The 22,534-nt window shown below is 43.3% G+C and carries 17 protein-coding genes; 5 read left to right on the top strand and 12 right to left on the bottom strand.

What is annotated here, in order from left to right; translation table 11 throughout:
- The 9 genes from AC1DSE_RS04200 to AC1DSE_RS04240 form a co-directional block, all read right to left on the bottom strand.
- Positions 1-3,410: cadherin-like beta sandwich domain-containing protein (locus tag AC1DSE_RS04200; protein WP_477527431.1), on the bottom strand; the 3,410-nt coding region annotated here is incomplete at its 3' end.
- Between the two features lie 214 nt (positions 3,411-3,624).
- Complete coding sequence (locus tag AC1DSE_RS04205) at positions 3,625-6,183, bottom strand: winged helix-turn-helix domain-containing protein (protein WP_477509565.1); 2,559 nt, start codon at positions 6,181-6,183, stop codon at positions 3,625-3,627.
- A 341-nt stretch (positions 6,184-6,524) separates the two neighbouring features.
- On the bottom strand, positions 6,525-7,664 hold the full coding sequence (locus AC1DSE_RS04210; RefSeq protein WP_477509566.1) for an efflux RND transporter periplasmic adaptor subunit: 1,140 nt from the start codon (positions 7,662-7,664) through the stop codon (positions 6,525-6,527).
- Positions 7,665-7,685: 21 nt separating this feature from the next.
- Entirely contained in the window at positions 7,686-8,519 is an 834-nt protein-coding gene (locus AC1DSE_RS04215; protein WP_441878486.1) for a carbohydrate ABC transporter permease, read from the bottom strand.
- A 52-nt stretch (positions 8,520-8,571) separates the two neighbouring features.
- Positions 8,572-9,468, bottom strand: a complete 897-nt coding sequence (locus AC1DSE_RS04220; RefSeq protein WP_441878269.1) for a carbohydrate ABC transporter permease — start codon at positions 9,466-9,468, stop codon at positions 8,572-8,574.
- Entirely contained in the window at positions 9,461-10,861 is a 1,401-nt protein-coding gene (locus AC1DSE_RS04225) for an ABC transporter substrate-binding protein (protein WP_477509568.1), read from the bottom strand. The genes AC1DSE_RS04220 and AC1DSE_RS04225 overlap by 8 nt, the downstream gene beginning before the upstream one ends.
- A gap of 284 nt (positions 10,862-11,145) precedes the next feature.
- Positions 11,146-11,913 carry a hypothetical protein gene (locus tag AC1DSE_RS04230; RefSeq protein WP_477509569.1) on the bottom strand — a complete coding sequence of 256 codons (768 nt, stop codon included), beginning with the start codon at positions 11,911-11,913 and terminating at the stop codon, positions 11,146-11,148.
- On the bottom strand, positions 11,910-13,349 hold the full coding sequence (locus AC1DSE_RS04235) for a sensor histidine kinase (RefSeq protein ID WP_477509570.1): 1,440 nt from the start codon (positions 13,347-13,349) through the stop codon (positions 11,910-11,912). Before AC1DSE_RS04235 ends, AC1DSE_RS04230 begins: the two co-directional genes overlap by 4 nt.
- Before the next feature lie 4 nt (positions 13,350-13,353).
- On the bottom strand, positions 13,354-14,010 hold the full coding sequence (locus AC1DSE_RS04240) for a response regulator transcription factor (RefSeq protein ID WP_477509571.1): 657 nt from the start codon (positions 14,008-14,010) through the stop codon (positions 13,354-13,356).
- Between the two features lie 165 nt (positions 14,011-14,175).
- Here AC1DSE_RS04240 and AC1DSE_RS04245 point away from each other — a divergent pair, with 165 nt between their 5' ends.
- Genes AC1DSE_RS04245 through AC1DSE_RS04255 form a run of 3 tightly spaced genes read left to right on the top strand, consistent with a single transcriptional unit; the run spans position 14,176 to position 15,684 of the window.
- A complete protein-coding gene (locus AC1DSE_RS04245) occupies positions 14,176-14,883 on the top strand; it encodes a hypothetical protein (RefSeq protein WP_441878261.1) in 708 nt (235 codons plus the stop codon).
- Between the two features lie 10 nt (positions 14,884-14,893).
- Complete coding sequence (locus AC1DSE_RS04250) at positions 14,894-15,445, top strand: RNA polymerase sigma factor (RefSeq protein WP_477509572.1); 552 nt, start codon at positions 14,894-14,896, stop codon at positions 15,443-15,445.
- Complete coding sequence (locus AC1DSE_RS04255; RefSeq protein WP_441878257.1) at positions 15,442-15,684, top strand: hypothetical protein; 243 nt, start codon at positions 15,442-15,444, stop codon at positions 15,682-15,684. Before AC1DSE_RS04250 ends, AC1DSE_RS04255 begins: the two co-directional genes overlap by 4 nt.
- 68 nt (positions 15,685-15,752) lie before the next feature.
- On the opposite strand, the gene AC1DSE_RS04260 is transcribed toward AC1DSE_RS04255, so the two are convergent.
- Positions 15,753-16,286 carry an isochorismatase family protein gene (locus tag AC1DSE_RS04260; protein WP_477509573.1) on the bottom strand — a complete coding sequence of 178 codons (534 nt, stop codon included), beginning with the start codon at positions 16,284-16,286 and terminating at the stop codon, positions 15,753-15,755.
- 150 nt (positions 16,287-16,436) lie between these two features.
- Here AC1DSE_RS04260 and AC1DSE_RS04265 point away from each other — a divergent pair, with 150 nt between their 5' ends.
- Positions 16,437-17,498: a phosphatidylglycerol lysyltransferase domain-containing protein gene (locus AC1DSE_RS04265; RefSeq protein ID WP_477509574.1), complete on the top strand. Its 1,062-nt coding sequence runs from the start codon at positions 16,437-16,439 to the stop codon at positions 17,496-17,498.
- Between the two features lie 117 nt (positions 17,499-17,615).
- Here AC1DSE_RS04265 and AC1DSE_RS04270 read toward each other — a convergent pair whose 3' ends face one another.
- Positions 17,616-20,402 carry a glycoside hydrolase family 3 C-terminal domain-containing protein gene (locus AC1DSE_RS04270; RefSeq protein WP_477527432.1) on the bottom strand — a complete coding sequence of 929 codons (2,787 nt, stop codon included), beginning with the start codon at positions 20,400-20,402 and terminating at the stop codon, positions 17,616-17,618.
- Positions 20,403-20,867: 465 nt separating this feature from the next.
- Here AC1DSE_RS04270 and AC1DSE_RS04275 point away from each other — a divergent pair, with 465 nt between their 5' ends.
- The gene (locus tag AC1DSE_RS04275; protein ID WP_441878249.1) at positions 20,868-21,269 is read left to right on the top strand and encodes a RidA family protein; all 402 of its coding nucleotides are present in this window, start codon (positions 20,868-20,870) and stop codon (positions 21,267-21,269) included.
- Positions 21,270-21,585: 316 nt separating this feature from the next.
- Here AC1DSE_RS04275 and AC1DSE_RS04280 read toward each other — a convergent pair whose 3' ends face one another.
- On the bottom strand, positions 21,586-22,530 hold the full coding sequence (locus AC1DSE_RS04280; RefSeq protein ID WP_477509576.1) for a hypothetical protein: 945 nt from the start codon (positions 22,528-22,530) through the stop codon (positions 21,586-21,588).
- Between the last annotated feature and the right edge of the window lie 4 nt (positions 22,531-22,534).

A 22,534-nucleotide genomic window follows, 5' to 3' on the forward strand; every position in this document is an offset into this window, starting at 1 on the left:
ACATTTGCGGTGTACGTTAATGTGCCGCTGGCAAATGCCGGACTGAGTGTCACGCCGCTTAACGTCAATGCACTTAGCGTTGCATCTGAATTTTTGGCACGCGTTACGGTGACCGTATAATCTTTTGTGCTACCGTCTTCTGCTGTTACATGAACGGTGATCACATTCTCTCCTACCGATAACTGTTTCAAACCTAGATCGGCTGCTGTAATCGCAGCTGTTGCAGTACTCTTGCTTGCCGCAACTGTCGTGCTCGTCACGTCGTTAGCTACATTTGCGGTGTACGTTAATGTGCCGCTGGCAAATGCCGGACTGAGTGTCACGCCGCTTAACGTCAATGCACTTAGCGTTGCATCTGGGCTTTTAGCACGCGTTACGGTTACCGTATAGTATTGTGTGCTGCCGTCTTCTGCTGTTGCATGAACGGTGATCACATTCTCTCCTACCGATAACTGTTTCAAACCTAGATCGGATGCTGTAATCGTTGCTGTTGCATCGCTCTTGCTTGCTGCAACTGTCGTACTCGTCACGTCATTAGCCACATTTGCCGTGTACGTTAATGTACCGCTAGCAAATGCCGGACTGAGTGTCACGCCGCTTAACGTCAATGCACTTAGCGTTGCATCTGGGCTTTTAGCACGCGTTACGGTGACGGTATACTCATTTTTCGTAATGCCGTCTTCCGCTGTTACATGCACTGTAATCACATTCTCTCCTACCGATAACTGTTTCACACCTAAATCAGCTGCTATAATCGTAGCTGTTGCAGTTCCCTTGATTGCCGTAACTGACGTGCTCGTCACGTTGTTAGCTACATTTGATGTATATTCCATTGTTTCACTATCAAACGTTGGACTAAGCGTCACTCCGCCTAACGTAAGCTCGCTAAGCGATGCATCTGCACTCTTCGGATTTCTTACATTCGACTGCACGGTCAGTATTTGCGGCTCAGACTCCGGTTGCAGAGCTGTTGCCGCTATACGAACGGAGATTGTATCATTTTCCTTAACAGCAATATTATCGATGCTTGTTTCAGAAATTCTCTCATACAAATTATTGTTGACTCTATACTCCATCGCTGAGGTAACACCGTTTAACTTGGTTGTCTCACCAATCGTTCCTGGTTCCAAAGTGCCCGTTGTCGGTGCCGCCGCAGACTTGATGTTCTCGCGTGTTACCGTTAACGTTTGGTCAAGTGATGCAGGTTGTGTCGTCACAGCCGCTAATCGAACGGAAATCTTTTCTCCTGCATTGACAGCAATATTGTCCATGCTTGTACCCGTTATTGCCGAGTACGATCCAGAGCCTACTTTATATTCCATTGCACTCGTCACGCCAGTTAGCTTTGTTGTTCCCGCACTTGTCCCAGCGGTCAATGCCGACGTTGTAGGTGCAGTACCCGACTTAATATTCGCTAGTGAAACCGTCAATGTTTTTGTGCTCAATATATCTGCTGCTGCACGAATAAAGACTTTATCTCCCGCATCTGCAATAAGGTTATCCACTTCCATACCGGTAATTGGAATATAAGTGCTGCCGTCAAGTGAATATTCCATCCCCTCTGTTACGTGGATTAATTTGGTTGAACCGCTGTCCGTTCCTTGAGCCAAGGCTACAAACGCCCATAATTGAGGATATTTTTCCGGGAGAATATACCACTCAGTAATGAAATTCCAGCTGTTAAAATGGGATTTCATTTGCATTTCAGCGGTTAATTTCCCAGTACCTCTTCCTGTATCTCCTTGGTGAGTGGTTTGACTGTCGTAGTAGCTGTTATTGATTGAATCATAAGCTATATTACCGTTCAAGCCACCTACTAAAGAACTCCCCGACACAGCTCCTGTTGCGTAGCTATTGCTTATTGAACCAAATTGAGCGACACCAATCAAACCGCCAACATAACTTACTCCGCTCACACTACCTGTCGCGTAGCTGTTGCTAATGGATCCGTATTGACGAAAACCAACCAATCCGCCAATATAAAAGATCCCGCTTGCATTTACCGCCGCCATGCTGTTTTGTATGGTTCCATTTTCACTATAGCCAACCAAGCCTCCTACAGAGGTAGAACCTTGTACCGTTCCTGTAACGCTGCTGTTGCTAATTTTTCCATAATTAGTACCAGCCAGCCCTCCTACGTTGCTGCTTTGTCCAATTATATTAACATCTTCCAACACCATATTTGTAAGGGTGCCCTCTGCATTCACAGAACCAAATAATCCTATGTTTGCAGCGTAATTAGTATCGATTTTTAAATTTGAAATTGGATATCCGCTGCCGTCTATATATCCTTTAAACGGCTCAATACCATTTCCTATCGGCTCCCAGTTTGCGAAACCGTTTAAATTAATGTTTGCTATGAGCTTGTAATAAGTGCCGCTATCCATATTATTTCTAACCTCATTAAGATGATCAGAGGTTTCTATGAGATATGGATCACTTATTGTTCCCGCTCCTGCTCCTGGATACAGCTTTCTAACAAGCTGGCTTACCCCTACGTCTGGATAGCCAGACGCGGATATGTTGATATTATGATTGCCTTTTGCCAGGATGCCGGCTTTTATCGTGATTTTCCCGTTATTGACCGTATATTCCGTTCCCATAGCGAGTGTGGCAGATCCATCCTTCACCGCCGTGATTGCTTGGCGCCACTCCGAATCGTCAGCGAACGTAAGCTCAATATCATTCGCATTATTGTTATCCGTCGTGTCCGCTATAACTGTGGGCGGGGTGAACGTGATAGCCGTAATTTCTAACGGCAAACCGTAAGGCGTGTTATCGCTATCCAAAAAAGCCCCTGCATCAATCTTTATGGCGTTTGCCGCACCAACTAGATTGTCTTTAAAATTGATTTGAAGCGTGCTAGATGTAGCTGTATATGTTGCGTTCGTAACGGTATCGTCTGCATCAAGAGCTGTAAAGTTGCCGTTACTTGTTTTTTTAATGGTAATCTTGCTTTTCAAATCCTCTAAAGTGCCAGCTTGTATCGCATATACGTTAAACGTAACCGTAAATGTCTTATTGTAATTACTAACGGCTTTGGTCATTTCCCCAGAATCAAGCTGAAGGTTACGGTAGTAACACTTTTTGGGAGTTCCTGCAGCAGGATCATCGAATACGTCATTTGAACAAGCTATACTGTTAGTTGCAATTTTTGTATTAAAGCTATAACTACCACCATCACCCCAGTATCGTACTTCTTTTGTTCCTTCAAAGCTGCACATAGTACGCTCATCCGCACAATATGTCCAACCCGCACTGCCGTCTGGGCCAACGCTTGGCGCATCTGCAAATGCAGGCAACGCAAGAGACGACGAAAACAATGAAAAAACCATTAAACCCAATAGTAAACGAACCATATAACCTTTTAACAATACTCGCGTCGAGCCTGATATTCTTTTTTTAAACATCGCTTTTTTAACTCTCCTATGGATAGACTTTAGTTTTTCCCGATTTCTGCTTTATTCATTTTAGACTTATAGCCTTTATCCCCCTTTTATACTAAATTATTGTTGTAGATTATCTTTTTATGTCGAATCTCCTAATGATCCTTCTAACTATAAGACTATATTTTCAAAAAAAAAACTCCCCGAATGGGGAGGTATGCGTAAGAAAAAGGGGCTATTATACGATTAGCATTAATTGTTTGGCATGCTGCAACGCCTGCACCCGATTGTTTACTCCAAACTTTCTGTACACATTTTTTATATGAAACTTTACAGTTTCAGCCGTTATGTTCAGGCGATTAGCGATTTCCTTGTTTGACAATCCGCCCGCAATCCACATTAAAACCTTTGTCTCTTGTTCGGTTAGCAGGACTTTGTGCGATTTGTCCTCTACCTGTATGACAGTAAATGCTTGAAGCAACTGTCTAACATACTCCAGTGAAACCATGGGAGGAGCGGATAAAACTTTTTCTTGCTTTCCCTTCATATAAGCAGTCAGCAGTACAGCTACTATAGGTCCTTCATCGATAAAGCTGCGTACATACCCCTCTGGTTGCCCTAAGTGTAATGCCTTCTCCAACTGTTTCCTGGCAGCCTCAGTATGACCCAAACGTTGATGCATCACGCTTTGCATAATTAAAATTTTAATTTGATCTCGGAGACGATCCTTCTTCTCTAATATACGATACATCTGTTCCAATAAGAAAAGCGCTTCTTCTATCCGCTCACACGCTGCAAGCACTCTGGCCAAAGATACATACTCTGCCATACGAGACAATGGAACCTCATCCGTATGCGCCAGACCACATCTTTGCATCCAATCAAAAGCAGCTTGGGGCGAACCTTGCTGCAGTGATAAATAAGCTTGTTCCGCTTCTATGCCCAACATAAATAATTCATAATCAGGTGAGTCAATTTGGCGTGTCAACTGAGTGAGCAGCTCTGATGCACGGATTGGATTTCCTTTGGCTTGCTGAATTCTCGAAGCACTTATATAATTCGGAATCATAATCCGGGCATATGGCACGATGTCCCTACGCTCAATAGCCTTATTTACATATAGCTCTGCCTCGTCCAATCGATTCCACTCGTATAGCAATTTGCTATAGGAAGCGTATAAAAAACCGATAAAGGGATATTCTTTTTTATTCTCCCAAACTTTAATCCATTCCAAGAGGAATGTGTCTACGGCATGAAGATCATTGATATGCGCCAAATGATCATCAAATATATCATAAGCTTGATGTCTGTTACGCCCCATCGTTTGAAAAAAGCTGCCTTCCGGCACATATTTCTCTACCAACTCGAGATAAGTCGACAGTCGCTCCACGTCCTTTTGAAGATACGAGGAAATAGAATAAAAAAAGTAGATATTGCCCATGACCTGGCGCCATTCCACTTCGCTCATCTTTCCCTGCAGCGCTTGTAGGCGAGTTTCTACTTCCCCAATTCTTATGAAGGCGGCTTGCCATTCTCCGATTCCTAGTAAGACCGAAATATACAATAGATCGATCATAGGTTTCTCAGCAAAAGCGTTTTCCGGCAAAAGCGATACCCATTTAACTAACAAAACAGTTTTCGAATGCACTAACTTATGCAAATTTTTCTCAATCAAACGGACAGCGTCCTCTATCTGCTTTCCCTCTAAGTAATGGTCTACTGCTTCTTCGTCAAAGCCATGATGCTCCAGCCAAGCAGCAGCATGAATATGTACTTGCATCCACTTTTCCGGGTCTGTTCGAAACAATATTTGCTGCAAAAAATCTGAAAGCAGATGATGGTACCTATACCAATTTCTCTGATCATCCAACGGGATAACAAACAAATTCAGCTGTACTAATCTCTCCAATTGCTCCTGACTATTCGGGTGGCCCGTTACAGCCTCGCACAATGAATGATTCATCCGACTTAAAATAGAGGTTTCCAATAAAAAAGTGCGTATGGATGCCGATTGATGCTGAAATACTTCTTCCAATAAATAATCGGATATATGATGCTGCTGACCCTTAAATTGTTGAATGGTCGCAGCTATGTTATCACTTCGCTTCAGAGAGATTGCTGCAAGCTGCAAGCCGCTGATCCACCCTTCTGTCTGATGGAACAGCTCCGTCACTTGTTCTTTAGACAATGATAAATCAGTCGTATCCCGAAAAAAAAGAACGCCTTCCTCCAGCTTAAAACGTAAATCGTCTATGACGATTCGGTGTAAATCACCTTTTGCCAGCAGTCTGGCGGTAGGTATCGTCAAATCGGTACGGCTTGCGATATAGAGATGAATTTGAGAAGGTAAATGCTCGAGCAAATAGGCCATGGAATGGTTTATAGAGGGAAGTTCAATAACATGATAATCGTCGAGAATGATGACAAGCTCGCTGGTTAATTGACTGAGCTCATTAAGCAGCGCTATAATGGCAAGCTCCATCGAAGTCGATGAACCTTTTTCGAGCAGCACCCCAACTGTGGAGCCAAAGCCGGGAATTCTCTCCTGAATAGAAGCTGTGACATATCTCCAAAACTGAATCCAGTCATTATCCTGCTTGTCCAGTGAAATCCAGGCAACAGCTCTATTGCACTGCCGCACCCATTCACTTAAAGCTGTCGTTTTCCCGTATCCAGCCTGCGCAGAAACAAGCGTCAACTTGGCTTCCATTCCCGCATTAAGCATTTGTATTAGCCGTGGCCTTGATACTAAAGAGTTACGGACATGGGGGATGTGAATTTTTGTACTTACAATCAATGAAAGTTCCTCCGTATACCTGTTGCGATTGGTAGAACATAATTTTTAAATATCGCAGCGAACCTGCTGTTTATAATAGAAAAATCACATCATGAATTTACATTTAATTACCATTTTAGGAGTCTTATCTAATAGGAATAGTATATCAGTTAACTCGGTATTAAAATATGGAAGGATGAATTTGAACCTAAAAAAAGAACCTTACCCCTTTTTACATGGAGTAAAGCTCCTGCTTAATGTATTGATATAGCTTTGCACTAGCAAACTTCAACGTATTGGTTTTACTGACCAAGCCAGAGAGCTACAGCGGGCAAACCTTATAACATTTATAGGATACGACCCTAGTGAACGCGAACCTTGTCACCATCCTGAAGCGGATCTCCGCTCTCGAATACAATGGTCTGCTGTTCGAACAGCCCATCCGTAACGGCAGATTGTGTATCATTTGAATCAACGACTGTAATGTACGCTTTGCGAACGTAAAAGGCGTTGCCTAATGGTCCACTCCTCTCCTCCATGGCAAACACATATTTTTTGTCACCCTCATCGTGAATCGCTTTATTCGGTACCAGAATGACATCATCTGTCTTCTGAGTCAGCATAACCTCGGCACGCTCTCCTCCCTGCAATTGATTATCCTTTATCGCAACAAGCAATTTCTTCATTGCCGTATGTGAGGCTGTGCTCCCGCCTTCACCTGCTGGGCTAAGAGCATCAGTGTCTTGAATTTCCACTAGGCTGCCCTCGATTTGTCTAGCCTGAGTGCCGCTCAATTGAACATCGAGCTTCGCTCCTTTTTCCAGAGGAGCCGCTGCAGCCTCGGGAACTAGTAATTCAAATTCAAAGCCAAGGCTCGTATTGGCAATCATAACAGCAGGTCCTCCTTCGGATGAAGCCACACCCTCGACCGCGCCAACCTTGGTTACAATCCCGTCAAAAGGCGCAACCAATGTGCTCGTTTCTGCCAAATTCTCCTGCAGCTTCTGAATTCTCCGCTGCTGCATATCCCTATCTATCTCGTTTACCTTCAGCGCATGTTTGGCGCTTTCGACGCTCTTCTCATCTCCGCTTTGGGAGGCTTCGACATAGCTTTGCTCCAGCTCTTTATTGAGGAGCTGCAGCTTACTAAGAGCGGCCTGCTCGTCTAGTATTTGATTTTTTGCAGCCTTCTGATCATAAACAATCAATACCAGCCCTTTCTTAACAGGCTCCCCTTCCTTAACATTCACTTTGTTTACCCTCATACCGGGCTCACCCGACAAAGCCGTTTGCACCCGCCATTTCACAATACCGCTGCCTTGAAAGGTATGATTAAGTTCACCACGGTTTGGCGTAACTAACACGACATTGGGTAAAGTTAAGGACATTAGCGTATTGCTAAACAGCGTAAATCCGATTAACAGCCCCATAAACAAGCCAAACAGAAGGCGAATTTTTCTTTTGCGTCCAGGCACTGCTTGGCCAGCTAGTTGTAATTCCATTAAAATCCCTCCGTGAATGGGCTAACCTTTAATTCCCGATAGCTGAACACCCTCAACAAAGTAAGACTCTGCATATAAAAATAACAGCACCATCGGAGTCATATACAAAACGGAGGCAGCAAAAGCAACGCCCCTTGCACCCTCGCTAATACGCGATAAATAGAGTGACAACGGCTGCTTGAATGTGTCCTCAAGAAATATAAGCGGCTGCTCAACCATGTTCCAATTATCAACAAATAACAAAACAATTAAAGCGGCGATTCCCGGCTTGACGAGCGGTACAATAATTTGATAAAAAATAGTTGCATGCCCTGCCCCATCTATTTTGGCGGCTTCAACATACGTATATGGAATATGCATCATGAACTGCCTAAGCATAAACACGCCAAAAGCGCTGAAAATCCCCGGCAGTATAATAGCGGAAGCTGTATTCATCAGCCCCAGCTTATCCGCAATAATATAATTGGGCACTAACGTCACTTGAAACGGCATAAGCATAGTCATCAAATATACGACAAACAGCTTATCCCTCCCCCAAAACCGCAGCTTGGCAAATGCATAAGCGGCTAGAGACGCGATTATCACTTGCAGTACAATAATGGGTACGACCAAAAACACGGAATTCCAAAACATATGGAGAAACATCGGTTTATGAACCAATACCTCCGCATATTGACCGAATGATACCCAATCTGGGATCAGCTTTAGATTGATATATCCGTCTTTTTCCCCTGCCGCAATATTAACCATCTTGCCAATGAGATTATAGTTATAGTCAATTTCGGTCTCTGTCATGAATGAGTTGGAAAATGTAACAACAATGGGGAATAGCATTGCCGCAGCAAGCCCCCCCATGATAACTGACAACACAAGCTTCTTTAATAATGGCAATCCTTTCACCACCTTTTCACCCATCCATGGAATTCCGAAAACGCTTTTCGATGGAAAGCATGACCATTACAAAAGCAAGAATACAGCCTACCATTAGAACTGCAGCGGCTGTCAGCTTCTGTACATCAAGGGATAAAAACATATTATTCATGTAATGCTGCAGCATATAGATGCGGTCATGAGGATAATTGCCTGCGATCAGATACGTTTCACGAAACACTTTAAACGAATTAATAATAGAGATAAGGACGACAAAAAACAGGGTCGGAGTCAAATAAACGAGCGTAATATGAATCCATTTATGAAAAATGCCCGCTCCCTCAATATCCGCCGTCTCATAATAGTCTTTAGGGATGCTTTGAAGCCCCGCCAAAAATAATATGATGTTATACCCGATGTTTTTCCACGTATATACGATGGCGAGCACACCGATTGACCACTCCGACTTCATCCAATCTATTCGATCCAGATGCAAGCTCTGCATCCAAGCATTCAATGTCCCATTCCAGTCGAACATGATTTGCCATATCATCACAATAGAGGCGACAGGCACGACAAGCGGCAGTACAAAGGCGGTCTGCAGCCAATTTCGAATAAACAGCTTTTGATTCAGCAAATGCGCAAACAACAAAGACAAAGCGATAATGAGCGGTACACTAACGCCAGTGAACAGAAATGTATTGGCTGCCGCTTTCCGAAAGGATGCGCTGGCCTGCAAATCCTTGTAATTGTCCAAACCAACAAATGAACCGTTAACGGTACTATCCTGAAATGAATATACAAATCCCATGGCAAACGGGACAAGATAAAATAAGGAAAAACCAATCAGGCTCGGTGCCAAAAAGCAGGCTGCCGCAGCACCATCCTTGCGCAGCAGCCTGATCAGAACACTTTTGATGCTTTTCCTATTCATTTAAAACAGTCGTCACTCTATTTTGAATTAGCTTTGCCACGGCTTCAAGCGTTTTTTGTCCGGTGAAGTAAGCTAAGGACTCTTCTCTTACAATGTCATCAATATGAGTATTGTTGAACTGAACCGAATATTTGGCCCCAGTAAGGAATTTATCTAGATCGTCAATATCCTTTTGGGTAATTTCAAACACTTTGCCCTTCATCGGTCCGATCGGTTGAATAGACTCAACCGTCCCTTTTTTTAAAACGTCCTGGACGACCCTGCTGTATGAAGCTTTACTGAGTGGGAAGCCGGCACTGCCTGCTCGATGCTGCATTTCATCAGAGTGCATAAATTTCAAGAAATCCCATGCCTCCTCTTTTACAGAAGACTTTGCGTTTATGCCCAGCGTTTGATACGTTCTGAAGGAGCCGCCTGCCTGCTGACCGCTTGCGATCGGCTTTAAGTATAGTTTTGTCTTGTGGGATAGACCCCCTGTCAAAAACTCGCTTTGTTTTACCTCACGAATATAATCGTCAGGCGAGTTAATTTGGGTGTCTCTAAATATAGGAAAACCTTTATCTCCACTCATGATTTTGTCATCGAACACGGATTTTACTTCTTTCAGCAAATCAGTAAAGGCAGCAGAGTCAAAATTAGCCTTTCCGCTCTCTTTATCCACAAACGTCCCATATTGATCATTAACCAGCTGCGTAATCATATATTCTGGCTCAGTTGTGCCTAATACCGATTGATTCTCATCTGTATGCTTGACGAGTTCTCTAGCCGTTTCTATAAACTGAGTCCAGTTCCAATGGCTGTCGTCAATCTTAACGCCGCTTTTCTCGATCAACGTATTATTGCCGAATAGACCATAAATAAAGAAGCCAAGCGGCATCCCATATAATCCTCCGTTCACTTTCATTCCGTCCAAAATATTGCCGAAATACTGTTCCTTCTTAAAAGTTGGATCCTTATCGATCAGCTCACTCATATTAACCAAAAGCTGTTTTTTTATATAATCCCCTGATGGCAGCTGGTCCATCTCAATCAGGTCAGGCCCTTTACCGGACAACAAAGCCGTACCTGTCGTTTTGATAAACTTCTCCAAATTGACCTCTAAATCCGCATCCTCTGTATCGATGTATTTGAGATCAATGGTGATATTGGGATGCTTGTCTTCATATTTCTTTTTGGCTTCTACAAAAAAATCGTTCTGAAAAAAAGTCGAGAACACAATTGTTTTTTTCTCATTGCTGTTTTTCGGTTCAACCGTTTCTTCCTTAGGCGGATTTGTACTGGTCTGCCCCTCGCTCTTTGTCTGCGTACCTCCTGAATTTCCGCCTGCAGCAGAGCTGCATGCCGATACTACCATCATCATTATCGTCAACAAAATGAACAATGCTTTTTTCATAGGTTCTCTTCCTTTCAATTGCTATCATTGTCTACTGCTTGCACTTCTATCGTTCCGAGGCATTACTTCATCAGTATAGTGACTGGATATATGATAAGTGAGATAGAGTTGTATTGAAGTTGTAAAATATAAAAATGCAAGCAAAAACGCCTTCGGCGTCCTTTAGACGCTGAAGTAGCTTTGACGGTGAAATATAAGCCCTTTATAAGCTAACAAACTTATAAATTCTTATATTTCAAAAAAGCCAATTGCACATGCAATTGGCTCTCTTCGTCTCATTCTATTTACAGTCTGGAATAGTAGCTTAACAATGCCATAACGTCCTTGCTAAACCCGACAACCTTATTTTGCCTCACATTCACCGTGACACAATATTTCAACTTCTTATCATCCTTGCTCGTATAATACAATTCCACAACGCTGTCCCAGCGGGTAATGTCCTCATTCAGCGACAATTCAGATAAGGGGTAGCTTCCTTTTTTATCGATAAACGCATTTGCGAGAGCAATGATTTTCTCTTGTTCACTTTGACTGCTGGAGGAAGGGGCCCGCACGACGCCTACCTCGGAAAGTTTAATCACATCACCGTCTTTGGCGTTCAGCACGATGTCATACACTTCATTAGGATCAGACAATCTAGTGAGCGTTATATAATACAAGCCGCCAGAAATGTCATCCAGTTCGGTTTGATAATCCAGCTTGTCCTCAGCGCCCTGTTCAATTACCTGCGCCCTTTCCGGTCTGGGGTCAACTCCATACTCCGCTTCATTTAGCAGCTCTCTAAATTTATGCTGGTCAATAGCCATCAGCTCGAATTGCAGCTCATCGATCGATAGACTCTTTTCCAAATACTTGTTGACTGCATTCAAACTAAGCGTCTTCACCGCCTCTTGGGACAGAACACCCTCGTATTCCACATCGTTGCTGCCCGTTTCTTTCGTTATTTTTTTAACCATTACCGTGTTTTTGGGGGTCCTATCCAATACGTTGCCACACCCCGTCGAAATGATTGCAAGCGCTGCGAGCACCATAACCAGAATGAGCTTGTTCATTCCTTAATCCCGCCTTTCGGATGACCCGGAGTGAACACAACTTCTACGGTTGTGCCCTGGTTTTCATTGCTTGCAATATGGATTGCAGCATGATGTACGCCTGCAATACTTTGACATATCGCAAGCCCTAGACCTGCTCCGTTGCTGCTTCTTGTTCTAGACTTGTCCGCCATATAAAAAGGTTCAAATATTTTATCCTGATGTTCTTTGGCAATCCCAATGCCCTCGTCCTGTACCTGCAAAATATATTGATCTCCGCGCCACAGAGCGCGCAGGATGATGGTTTGCTGCGGAGCTGAAGCTTTCAGCGCATTATCTACAAGATTGAAGATCAACACCTTTATCAAATCCTTCTCCACCAGCAGCTCGCACGGTTCGCATTCCACGATCATTCCCACATGCTTCTCGCTCGCCATCACACGAAGCGTCGGCTTTATTTCAGCAAAAATCGCCCCTAAATCGTGCAGCTCCATCTGGAAATCGTCCTCCTGCAGCAAAATCAGGTTCATGAGCTTCAATGACAACGACTCTAGACGCTTTCCTTCCGAATAAATGACATTCAAACTATCCATGAACATTTCCTCGTTATATTTGGTTGTCCTCATAAAATTGGCGTAGGCAATAATGGAAGTCAAAGGCGTCTTCAATTCATGTGTAAAATTGTTAATGAACCGCTGTTTCTCTTCATTATTTCGTTCGAGAATCGTAATTTTATCCTCAACAACAGCAGCCATTTCGTTAAAATTTTGAGCCAGCATGCCGATTTCATCCTTTGATTTTATCCGGACGCGCTCCGAGAAATCGCCTTGTGAAATAACCTGCGCGGTCTGGCTAAGGCGATCAATTGACCTCGTCAGCCCTCGGCTTACAAAAAACATAATCAGCATATAGAGGATGCAGGCTGCCACATCTACTTTTGCAAAAAACTGATATTGATCTACGCGGTCCTGGTACACAGAAGTAACATCGATCATATAGGTGAACACATAGCTCTTATGGTTTATATTCGCAATATTTGATGTGAACAGTATCGTTCGCTGATCGATATCCCGCAAAATATAACTAATTTTGTCTACGGCCAGCTTGTCCAGTTCCTCACGCTGCTTTGGGATTTGGAAATCGGTATTGTTAAAGACTGACCGATTTTGCTCGTCCCTAATCTCCAAATAAACGAGCTGCTCATTATTTTTACCAACAAATTCATTAGCAATTCTCGTTAATACCGTTTTTTCGTAATCAATGGAGTCATAGATTCGAAGGATGGGTACAATCGCATCGACGCTGGAATGAATGCTCATGTTCTGGCTTAAAGCGTTGTTGATTTCCTGCTTAAGCATTCGATTATGGCTCCGCTCGATCACCATAATAGAGGCAGCGTTAAAAATAATAATGAAGACCAGAATAGAGAAGACATAAATTTTTTGCCAAAATTTCATTCTCTTAATCCTCCAGCCGATAACCGAGTTTATAAATCGTCTTGATGTGATCCTGCAGCTCTAGCTTCTTGCGCAGTGATTTAATATGCATATCGACCGTTCTCGTCTCGCCATAATAGTCGCCGCCCCATACCTTACTAATAAACTGCTCTCTCGAGAGGGCAATGTTCTTATTTTTCAGCAAAACAACAAGCAGTTCATATTCCTTCGGCGTCAGCTCGACAACTTCCCCTTGACTGGTTACCTCTCGTTTATCCATATTGACTGCAATAGATTGAAATTGTAATACACTTTCTTCTTTGCCGTATCTTCGCAATACCGTCTCTATGCGGGCAAGCAGCTCGATGGCCTCAAAAGGCTTAACCATGTAATCATCGGCTCCCAGTTTTAATCCATCCACTTTATCGTAGACAGAGTTTTTGGCCGTCAAAAAAATAACCGGTATCTGATACGGCTTAATTCGTTCCATCAGCGCAAATCCATCCAAATGCGGGATCATCACATCCAGCAATATAAGATCAACCTTTTCCCGCTGAAGCAGCTCCAGCGCCGCCAAGCCGTCATAAACCTCCGCCGTATCGTAGTTCACAAGGTTGAGATTCATTTTAATAATTTTGGATATATGAATATCATCTTCAACAATCAAGATCTTTTTTTTCATTTCCCGAATCTCCTAACACGTATCATTAATGTACCGCTCTTAATGCTACGATAACGAAGCAACGTTAAAGATGCAATGAATTAACTTATTTTGTTTTCTCCCAACACTTTTAAATGTCATACGTTATATTTAGTGTAATTAGAAAATGATGGGAGCGTGAAGCGTATGGAAAACGTACAGCAAGCTAATGTTCAAGAAAGAGCTTTGGAGAATATGGGTCTTCTCGATTTGACTGGAGTGAAAGCTGAGGATCTAGCTAATGTAACCTCCATTAGCAACATTGGTATTATAATTGCCCCAGAATCGCTATCTAGTGCTTTGAATCGCATACCCCAGCAAAATATTGGCTGCGTTTGTTTAGTCCCTTCTACGGCAGGCAAAGTGAAAATCTTGTCCGGGCAAGTTTCATTGGGAGGCGAGTTTTTTGCCAACAGCAATGGCGCTCCCGAGGATATCGTCGTCATTGCGGGGCAAGCGGTCATCACTTCGCCGGTGGAGAAGATCGGGTTTCAAGATGTCATTTTAGCTGGACAGCTGATCCTGCCTAAGGGGAGCGAAGTCGTATTAGGAAGCTCCATATCGCGCATGCTCGGTCAAATCATTTATTATTCCAATACATCCTCCAATGTGCGGTTATTTCTAGGAGATGACACGTTCTCCAACAGCTTCTTTGAATTTGTCGAGGAAAAAATGTGTATGGTGCTGATTGGAAATTTCGAAATGGATGATGATGTGCAACTTGAATTAATTAAAAGTAAAGTTTCCGAGATTGTAGTCATTGGCGATATAACAGCTTCGAAGGCTATTGTGCCTCTACTCCAGTACCTTGCCATTTCAAAAACAGGAACGATCAAAACAAGAGATGATGAATGAGAAACAAGCTATGCCGATAAACGCAGAGGCTTTGTTTCAGCAATTGTATCGTACACATTCAAGGCAAATCTATTCTTATCTGCTCGGACGAACAGAAAGTAAAGAAACGGCCTCCGACCTGCTGCAGGACGTATTCATGAAAATCTGGAACCGCAAAGATGTCGTCGAAAGTATACCCGAGGATCAGCATTTGTATTGGATATTTTCGATTGCTGCCAATCGGGTAAAGGATTATTATCGGAAATCGCAGAGCTATAAACAAGCTGTATCCAAAATCCAGCTGTATAGCTTTCCAAGTCCGAATGGTGACCTATCACAATTGTTGGCTGGCCGTGAGCAGTTTCACGAGCTTGAGTCAGCCATCCGAGAATTGCCCGAGGAGCTTCGTTCTATACTGCTCATGAAGGCTGTTGGCGGCATGAAAAGCGGTGAAATTGGCGCAGCGCTTGGGCTGCCTTCAGGCACCGTTCGCTATAAAATACTGCTGGCACGCCGTCAGCTTGCCGAAGCGCTTGGTATGCTGCCCAAAGAAAAGGCTGTAGGAAGGAAGGGAAATGGATGAGCGATTACGAGTCAGATTTGAAGCTGCCTTCGGATGTCGAGCTAATGCTGGATGAATTGCTGGATACCTGGGCTCATCATGTCCAGCTTTCTTCACAGCAAACAGATGAAATCAACACACAACTATTTACGGTTTCGAACGATCTAGGCTGCGAATGGTGGCATTCATTATTTAATCAATTTCCATTTCATAATAAATCATTTATCGTTTCACCCTATTTATATAAACGCTCTGGATAATCGTCTTAACAAATGGAAAGGGACCGCCTTGAGCGGTCCCTTTCTTGCTGTCCTGCAAGCCTAAACTCCTAAAATGTCACTTCATTCACATCAAGAATAGTAACAAATCTTCTATTCCAAACCTTCTCATGATGTTCGATGATTTTTGGTGCAGTCAGGACGGTGTTATCTAATGTACTATGGCTGTTTTTTGCTAAAATATTGTTCTTGTAACCACGGCTGTACGCTGCCCGAATGGTGGTGTCCAAACAAAACTCCGTTTGTGCTCCAGCAAAAATAAGCTGCTCTATCGACATTTCCTCCAACGTAGATGCCAGTTCGGTATCATAGAACGAATCCCAGCTTGTTTTGCGAATCACTGTGTCTTCAGCCCTTATGTCGAGTCCATGATGCAGCTTCCAATCCGATGAATCTACATAAAATTCATCATCTGCGTTGTCATAATCCGTATGCTGGATAAAAACGATTGGGACCTTACCCTCCCGCGCGGCCGTAATCCACTCATTGATCCGCGCTACCAACTCTTCTTTTTTGTGAAGATAATTTTCCGGCAACGAAAAAAAGGCTTCCTGTACATCGATTACGACCAATGCTTTTTTCATGAAAACTTCCTCCACATTCGTTATATTCGCAAGAAAAAAACCTAAAACATAGGTATTACTGGTATAATTTTTAACTATAATCTCTGTTTAATAGGAAGACAAATATTATTTCAGCTGGCTCCCAGAGACTGCTTACTTGGAGGCTTCACCATGATTGATATCCATTCTGAAGAACGTCTGACAAAACTGCTTGAAAGATACGGCAATAACTCACACACGCATTTATACTACCTTGGTGATAAAGAATGGTTCTGGGATTCCGATTACGAGGCTTTGATCGTGTACCGCACAGCCTTAAATAGAAGAATTGTACTTGGCGACCCTGTTGGAAACCCCCGGTTTACTAGGCGCGTTATTGAGCAGTTTGTAGCAGACTGCAATGAGAATAAGCAAATACCCGTGTTCTATCAAGCAAAATCCTCATTTCTATCGCTGTATGAGAAGCTTGGGCTGCGCTGCTCCAAAATCGGAGAAGAAGCTCAGGTCGACTTATCTACCTTTCAACTGAATGGTAAGCAATGGCTTAAGCTGCGAAATCGCATGAGTAAATTTGGACGTTCCGGGTTTACCTTCGAGGTTCTGCACCCGCCATATTCCGACTCCTTCCTCCATCGTCTTCAAGACATTTCAGATGAATGGCTGGGTAATCGGAAAGAAAAAAGCTTTTCTGTAGGCTCTTTCGCAAAGGAGTATGTCATGCGTTTTCCAGTCGCGGTGCTCGTTGGGCCTGATGGAAATTACGAAGCGTTTGTCTCCATTGCAGGGGATCATCAGCCATTTATTAAAACAATGGAAGAAGAATCTGTTTGTCGGCGATTAACGGTTGATCTCATGCGTTATACAAAAGCATGCCCGCATGGCACAATGGATGTTCTATTTGTTTCCCTATTCCTTTGGGCCAAAGAACAAGCCTACGGCGTTTGCAGCTTAGGCATGGCTCCGCTTGCTAACGTTACTGATTCGCACATCATCAAGCTTCTCTATAAGTATGGGAACAAGCTGTATAACTTTAAGGGGCTTTATGAATATAAAAATAAATTTGCTCCGAACTGGGAAAATGTCTACCTCGTTTCGCAGGCTGCAGCTACTTCCATAAACGTTGCACTACTGGCATTAATCATTCATTCTAACGATTCCAATAAACAATCACCCGGCCAAATTCCGCCTAAGCATTTCATACATAAAGTGCTGTCTTCAAAGAAAAGGGCTTAGCAGTAGAGCAATGAAGTCACAGCATTACTATACCGAATTCATAAGCATTCAAAAATAAAGGCACCCTTGCGGGTGCCCTCGTTCTTTCTGGTAAGTATGACACACAGCTATTCTGCATTACACTTTTTTAAATTCGATCCATTCAATTTGCAAGCCTGGTTTGATGAATTCTAGCTTCAGTTCATAAAAACCTGCTTCCAGCTCGACTTTCACAAGCTTCTGCTTGATCCATTTGCCTTCCGTCCCATTCGTCTGAATAGTCGTCATCAATTGATCGTTCAGCGTCACGTTGCAAGCACTTTGAGCCAGTTCAGGCTCAGGAGACATAATGCTGACAATAATCCGGTATTGGCCAGCTTGATCCACTTTCATAAAGCTTGATCCTGCTGCTGCCGGTTTAACTTGTGCATTTTCGGAAAGTGCTTGTGCTTGCTCCGAAGATAGAGATGCATTCGCTTTGAATGTATCGACCTTCTCTTCAATGACTTGTTTTCTCGAGAATACAGGAGCATGCATAATGAACTCACATATGTTCATCGCAGAGCGTTGAAGCTCGCCCCTTGTTAACGTTCCATTCTCCAGCGATTCAATCGTATTGTCATCCCACCCATTGATTTCCGCGCCATAGTTAGGAACAACCATATACAGATCATTTTGTGCACGAACCATCCAGTTCGTATATTTACGATCCGCTGCTCCTCCATTGACGACATCGTTCATGATGGCCCACCAGTCAGTCATGACAATACCTTTAAAGCCCCATTCGCCGCGAAGCACGGTAGTGTTCATATCATAATTAGAAGCCGCCCAATGTCCGTTAATTGGATTATAGGAGGTCATAATTGAATTCGCGCCGCCCTCTTTTACCGCAATTTCAAAGCCTTTCAAATAAATTTCACGAAGAGCTCGCTCTGATACGATAGCGTCTACTTTACTGCGATGCTTTTCTTGGTTGTTGCAGGCAAAATGCTTTAGCGTAGCATTAGAGCCGCCTTTCATAATTCCTCGAGTACATGCTGCTGCAAATACGCCGGAAATGAGCGGATCTTCTGAGAAATATTCAAAGTTGCGGCCATTCAGCGGGCTGCGGCGAATATTGAGGCCAGGCCCAAGCAGAGCATCCACGTTGTTGCTTAACAATTCTTGCCCTTCCATAACGTAGAGCTCTTCGACCAGCTCAGCATTCCAAGTTGCCGCAAGTAAAGTGCCAATAGCAACCTGGGTCGCTTTCTGGCCACTATCCATGCGAATACCTGACGGGCCATCTGCTGTACAAGCAACCGGAATTCCGTAATTAAATAAGCTGTCGCTTACTCCGCCAAAAGCCGAAGCTGTACCCGGCGTAACAAGCGGGCTGCTCATGCCCTCTCCTCTGACAATGGCAGCCAAATCTTGATCGCTAAGCTGAGCGATAAAGGCTTCCATGCCAACCTTCTGCTCATAAACATCTCTTAATTTAAATCCTTTGTTTCCAGTTTGCTTAAGTGTTGCAGGAAGATTCTTCTCAATTCGTTCTGCTAAGGAAACGCTGCGAGTGGGTACTTCTTCCGTAATCAGCTCATATGAACCGTCTTCCTTCCGAGCGCCCGGCTTCATTCTGCTAAAGCCCTCTATTGGTGCAAGCGCCTCTTGCAGCTGCTCTACGACCTCAAGAGCTTCCACAACGTAACCGTCTTTACCTTGTACGCTTATTGCAATAAGGTTTTTAACGCTTGTTCCTACATAAAAGCGATACGTTCCCGCTTCTAGAACATAAGCGGAAGCATGCCCTGTCACACCAGCGTCATCATAAGATGCCATTGTATCTACAGGAAAACTCACTGTAAGGCGCTCTGATTCACCTGCTTGAAGCACTTTGGTTTTGCCGAATGCAGCCAAAGTTTTAGCCGGTTGTCCCAATTTCCCTTGCGGTGCTTCATAATAAACCTGCACGACCTCTTTACCCGCGTAGTCAGCTCCTGAATTGGCAACCGTTACGTCAATTTCAACGTATTTTTTCCCATCTTTAGTGGTCAATATTGCTTGCTCAGCATCGACTTTAAATGAGGTATACGAAATCCCGTATCCAAATTCATATTGAACCTTCTCTGGGCAAAATGTTTCAAAATAACGATAGCCTACATAGATATCTTCTTGATAAAAGTTTTTAAATTCATTGCCGTAGTTTCGAGTGGATGGATAATCATCGATGGAATAAGCAATGGTATCCGTCAATTTACCGCTCGGAGTCACTTCTCCGGCCAGAACATCGGCAATGGCGTTGCCGCCTTCCATGCCGCCCTGCCAAGAGTAGATCGCACTTGAAATGGGGTGGACATAACTTTCATCGTTCATCCAGCTCATATCAATAATGTTCGATACATTCAGCACTACAATGGTTTGCTCGAAGTAGGCGGTTACCTGCTTCAGCATCGCTTTTTCGTCCGAGGTCAGCTGATAGCTTCCCGGTGCATCGGCATTATCCTGATCTTCTCCCGCTGTACGTCCGATCACAATGATCGCCTTGCTCGATTTAGCTCTTGCGCTCGACACTAGTTCATCAGTTAACGGCATTTCCTTCTGGTGCCACGGCTCAGCAGCCCAGCCGCCGCCGCCATTATCGAATGGATTTTGCTCAATCCACATTTCGTAGACAGCCGCAAGCTCTTCATTGACTGTCAGGTTCTTTTTACCGCGAAGACCATCTAATAAATTCGTTGTATAAGAAACATGGACGCTCCCGCCTGATCCTGTACCGCTGCGGTAGTAATTCACTTGGGTTCTGCCAAAAACAGCAACGTTTTCGCCATCTCGAAGCGGAAGCACCTGTCCTTCATTTTTTAACAGTACCGCGCCTTCTGCAGCTACGGTTCGACTAAATTCAGCAAAACCTTCTAATGGAACTCCCAGACTCTGTGTACTCATTTTGTTTCCTCCCGGTTGTCTATTCCACACATATGGCTGGTTCGATAGAAAAGTATTTATTCTCTTTCTACATTTCTAGTTTTCACGAACCCATGCATGTTCCCTATAAAATCCTTTAAAAAATAAAAGATATACTAACAATATACAAGCACAGCTTCTAAAAAAGCAAAGTCAACAGTTTTTACCTCATTGGTGATCATGCAACAACCTTGCTATTCTTTTCACTTCAACAATGTTATTATTCTACAGTAAGTTATTTTACTTATAAATGAAGGAGGGATACTTGATGAAGAAGAGATCGATTAAATCATTATCTGTTGGAATCGGGTATTCTACTGCTGTTTTTTTCTAAAATTGATCAAGACGGGATAGCTCTGTCTACAATCATAAAAAGTTAAAATACAGTGAAATAGATAACCTATTCATAGTTATTTATTTTCCATTTATAAGGAGACGTTACAAACGATGAATTTAAATAATCATGTTGTTCATAGATATAATCCGGAAAATATAGCGAAGCCGGTTGGCAGCTATAGTCATGTAACGAAAATAAGCAGAAATGCGGAGATGTACGTGTTTTCCGGCCAAATTGGCATTGATCAGAACAACAATATTCCTACCGATTTTAATCAACAAGTAACCAATACAATGAGTAATATTGTTGATATCCTCTCTTCCCAACAATTAACTCCTGATCATGTCATTAAAATCAACATTTGGGCTACGGAAGAAATAGATTGGGATCATTTCTATTCCATTTGGGATAAAGTGTTTGGCCAAACGCCTCCCTCCATGACGGTTGCTTATATTAAAGGATTAGGTTTGCCCGAATTAAAAATTGAATTAGACGTTTGGGCAGCGGGCTAGAGCCAGACTCTTTGCACATAAATCAAGCTAAAAGAGGCTCCGCAGATGACATGATCATCTCGCGGAGCCATTTTTTTTTACACTCTAACCCTTAATAACATAGAGTTTCTCTTCTATTATTCATACTGCATCGTGACGACGCCGGCAAATTGGGACACGTTTTCCTTTGTAACTTCTAATGTATTCACTTCTGTCGTTCGCTGTCCTACAGCCTTAATGAACATATCCGCCTTGGCGAAAACAGATCTTCCTAAAATCCCTAACGCCTTCGTACTGTAATGCATCGGAATCGCAACGGTCGCTAATGCGCTCGTGATTACCCGATAATGTATCGGAAGTTTTCCACTGCTTGAAGGTTAGGTGTGTCGAGCCGGTTAATATGATTATAAAAGCTGTACGGGAATTTAAATGTGTGACCAAAATCCCAATCCGTATGTTGAAAGCCTTGCAGCCAATATTCATCTTCAATAGGCAGCCACTCTGATCGACATGCCAGTGTAAGAGGCCAACGGTCTACTGAAGAGAACAATTTTGGCGGCTGCTCCGGATTTATGTGATGACTGGTACGAAGAACTTTAACCAGCTTTTGAAGAGAGGAAATGCCTTTCAGAAAATATTCGACATGACCAAGCTCATGCAAAATTGTTAATGCTTGCGAAAAAGTTAGCATATGTCCAATTAGATCATGGTGAGCCTCTGATCTGTAAATGGTTTGAAAAGACGAAAGTTCATTTATGATAAATTCGGATAGCTGCTCTGCATTTTGAATAGCAGGAAACCGATCGCTCTCTGCTACTTCAAGCCGCTTCACGTCCGATGCCGAATACCCTAGCCATGACCTTCCGGGAATGGTTTTATTAAAAGATGCAATCAAGCTCGTAATGCCTTCAATATCATCCGCATGCCCCCAACCGTCAAGTTCTCTGATCGCCATCAAACTGATAGCTGCATAGATAACATTGTGTCCGACCCAGTGGAGCCCATCCATTGTAGGCAGTAGAGCTGCTAGAATTTGTTTTTCGGCTATTTCGGCATCCAGCTCTCCTCTGCTGCGAGCGATATGCTCGTATGCTCGACTGCGAAGCATCACGCCTGATTCTGCTGCAATTCGAGCTGACGTCTCGGCTGGCATCAGGTTTTCTTTTACGAAAAAATAGCTTGCGATTGCTGCCGCCCCAAAATGCGCCTCCCATATATCACCCGTTCGACCCTTGCACTGCGATATGATCGATAGGCCTCTTTCTAAGATGCGATTGTCCATCTCC

The organism is Paenibacillus sp. 01L418, assembly GCF_056400045.1.

Bases quoted from the DNA above. Each gene is read 5' to 3' on its own strand.
- AC1DSE_RS04210 (WP_477509566.1), bottom strand. From the start codon at position 7,664: ATGGAATTACAACTAGCTGGCCAAGCAGTGCCTGGACGCAAAAGAAAA.
- AC1DSE_RS04215 (WP_441878486.1), bottom strand. From the start codon at position 8,519: ATGGGGGGGCTTGCTGCGGCAATGCTATTCCCCATTGTTGTTACATTT.
- AC1DSE_RS04220 (WP_441878269.1), bottom strand. From the start codon at position 9,468: ATGAATAGGAAAAGCATCAAAAGTGTTCTGATCAGGCTGCTGCGCAAG.
- AC1DSE_RS04225 (WP_477509568.1), bottom strand. From the start codon at position 10,861: ATGAAAAAAGCATTGTTCATTTTGTTGACGATAATGATGATGGTAGTA.
- AC1DSE_RS04230 (WP_477509569.1), bottom strand. From the start codon at position 11,913: ATGAACAAGCTCATTCTGGTTATGGTGCTCGCAGCGCTTGCAATCATT.
- AC1DSE_RS04235 (WP_477509570.1), bottom strand. From the start codon at position 13,349: ATGAAATTTTGGCAAAAAATTTATGTCTTCTCTATTCTGGTCTTCATT.
- AC1DSE_RS04240 (WP_477509571.1), bottom strand. From the start codon at position 14,010: ATGAAAAAAAAGATCTTGATTGTTGAAGATGATATTCATATATCCAAA.
- AC1DSE_RS04245 (WP_441878261.1), top strand. From the start codon at position 14,176: ATGGAAAACGTACAGCAAGCTAATGTTCAAGAAAGAGCTTTGGAGAAT.
- AC1DSE_RS04250 (WP_477509572.1), top strand. From the start codon at position 14,894: ATGCCGATAAACGCAGAGGCTTTGTTTCAGCAATTGTATCGTACACAT.
- AC1DSE_RS04255 (WP_441878257.1), top strand. From the start codon at position 15,442: ATGAGCGATTACGAGTCAGATTTGAAGCTGCCTTCGGATGTCGAGCTA.
- AC1DSE_RS04260 (WP_477509573.1), bottom strand. From the start codon at position 16,286: ATGAAAAAAGCATTGGTCGTAATCGATGTACAGGAAGCCTTTTTTTCG.
- AC1DSE_RS04265 (WP_477509574.1), top strand. From the start codon at position 16,437: ATGATTGATATCCATTCTGAAGAACGTCTGACAAAACTGCTTGAAAGA.
- AC1DSE_RS04270 (WP_477527432.1), bottom strand. From the start codon at position 20,402: ATGAGTACACAGAGTCTGGGAGTTCCATTAGAAGGTTTTGCTGAATTT.
- AC1DSE_RS04275 (WP_441878249.1), top strand. From the start codon at position 20,868: ATGAATTTAAATAATCATGTTGTTCATAGATATAATCCGGAAAATATA.
- AC1DSE_RS04280 (WP_477509576.1), bottom strand. From the start codon at position 22,530: ATGGACAATCGCATCTTAGAAAGAGGCCTATCGATCATATCGCAGTGC.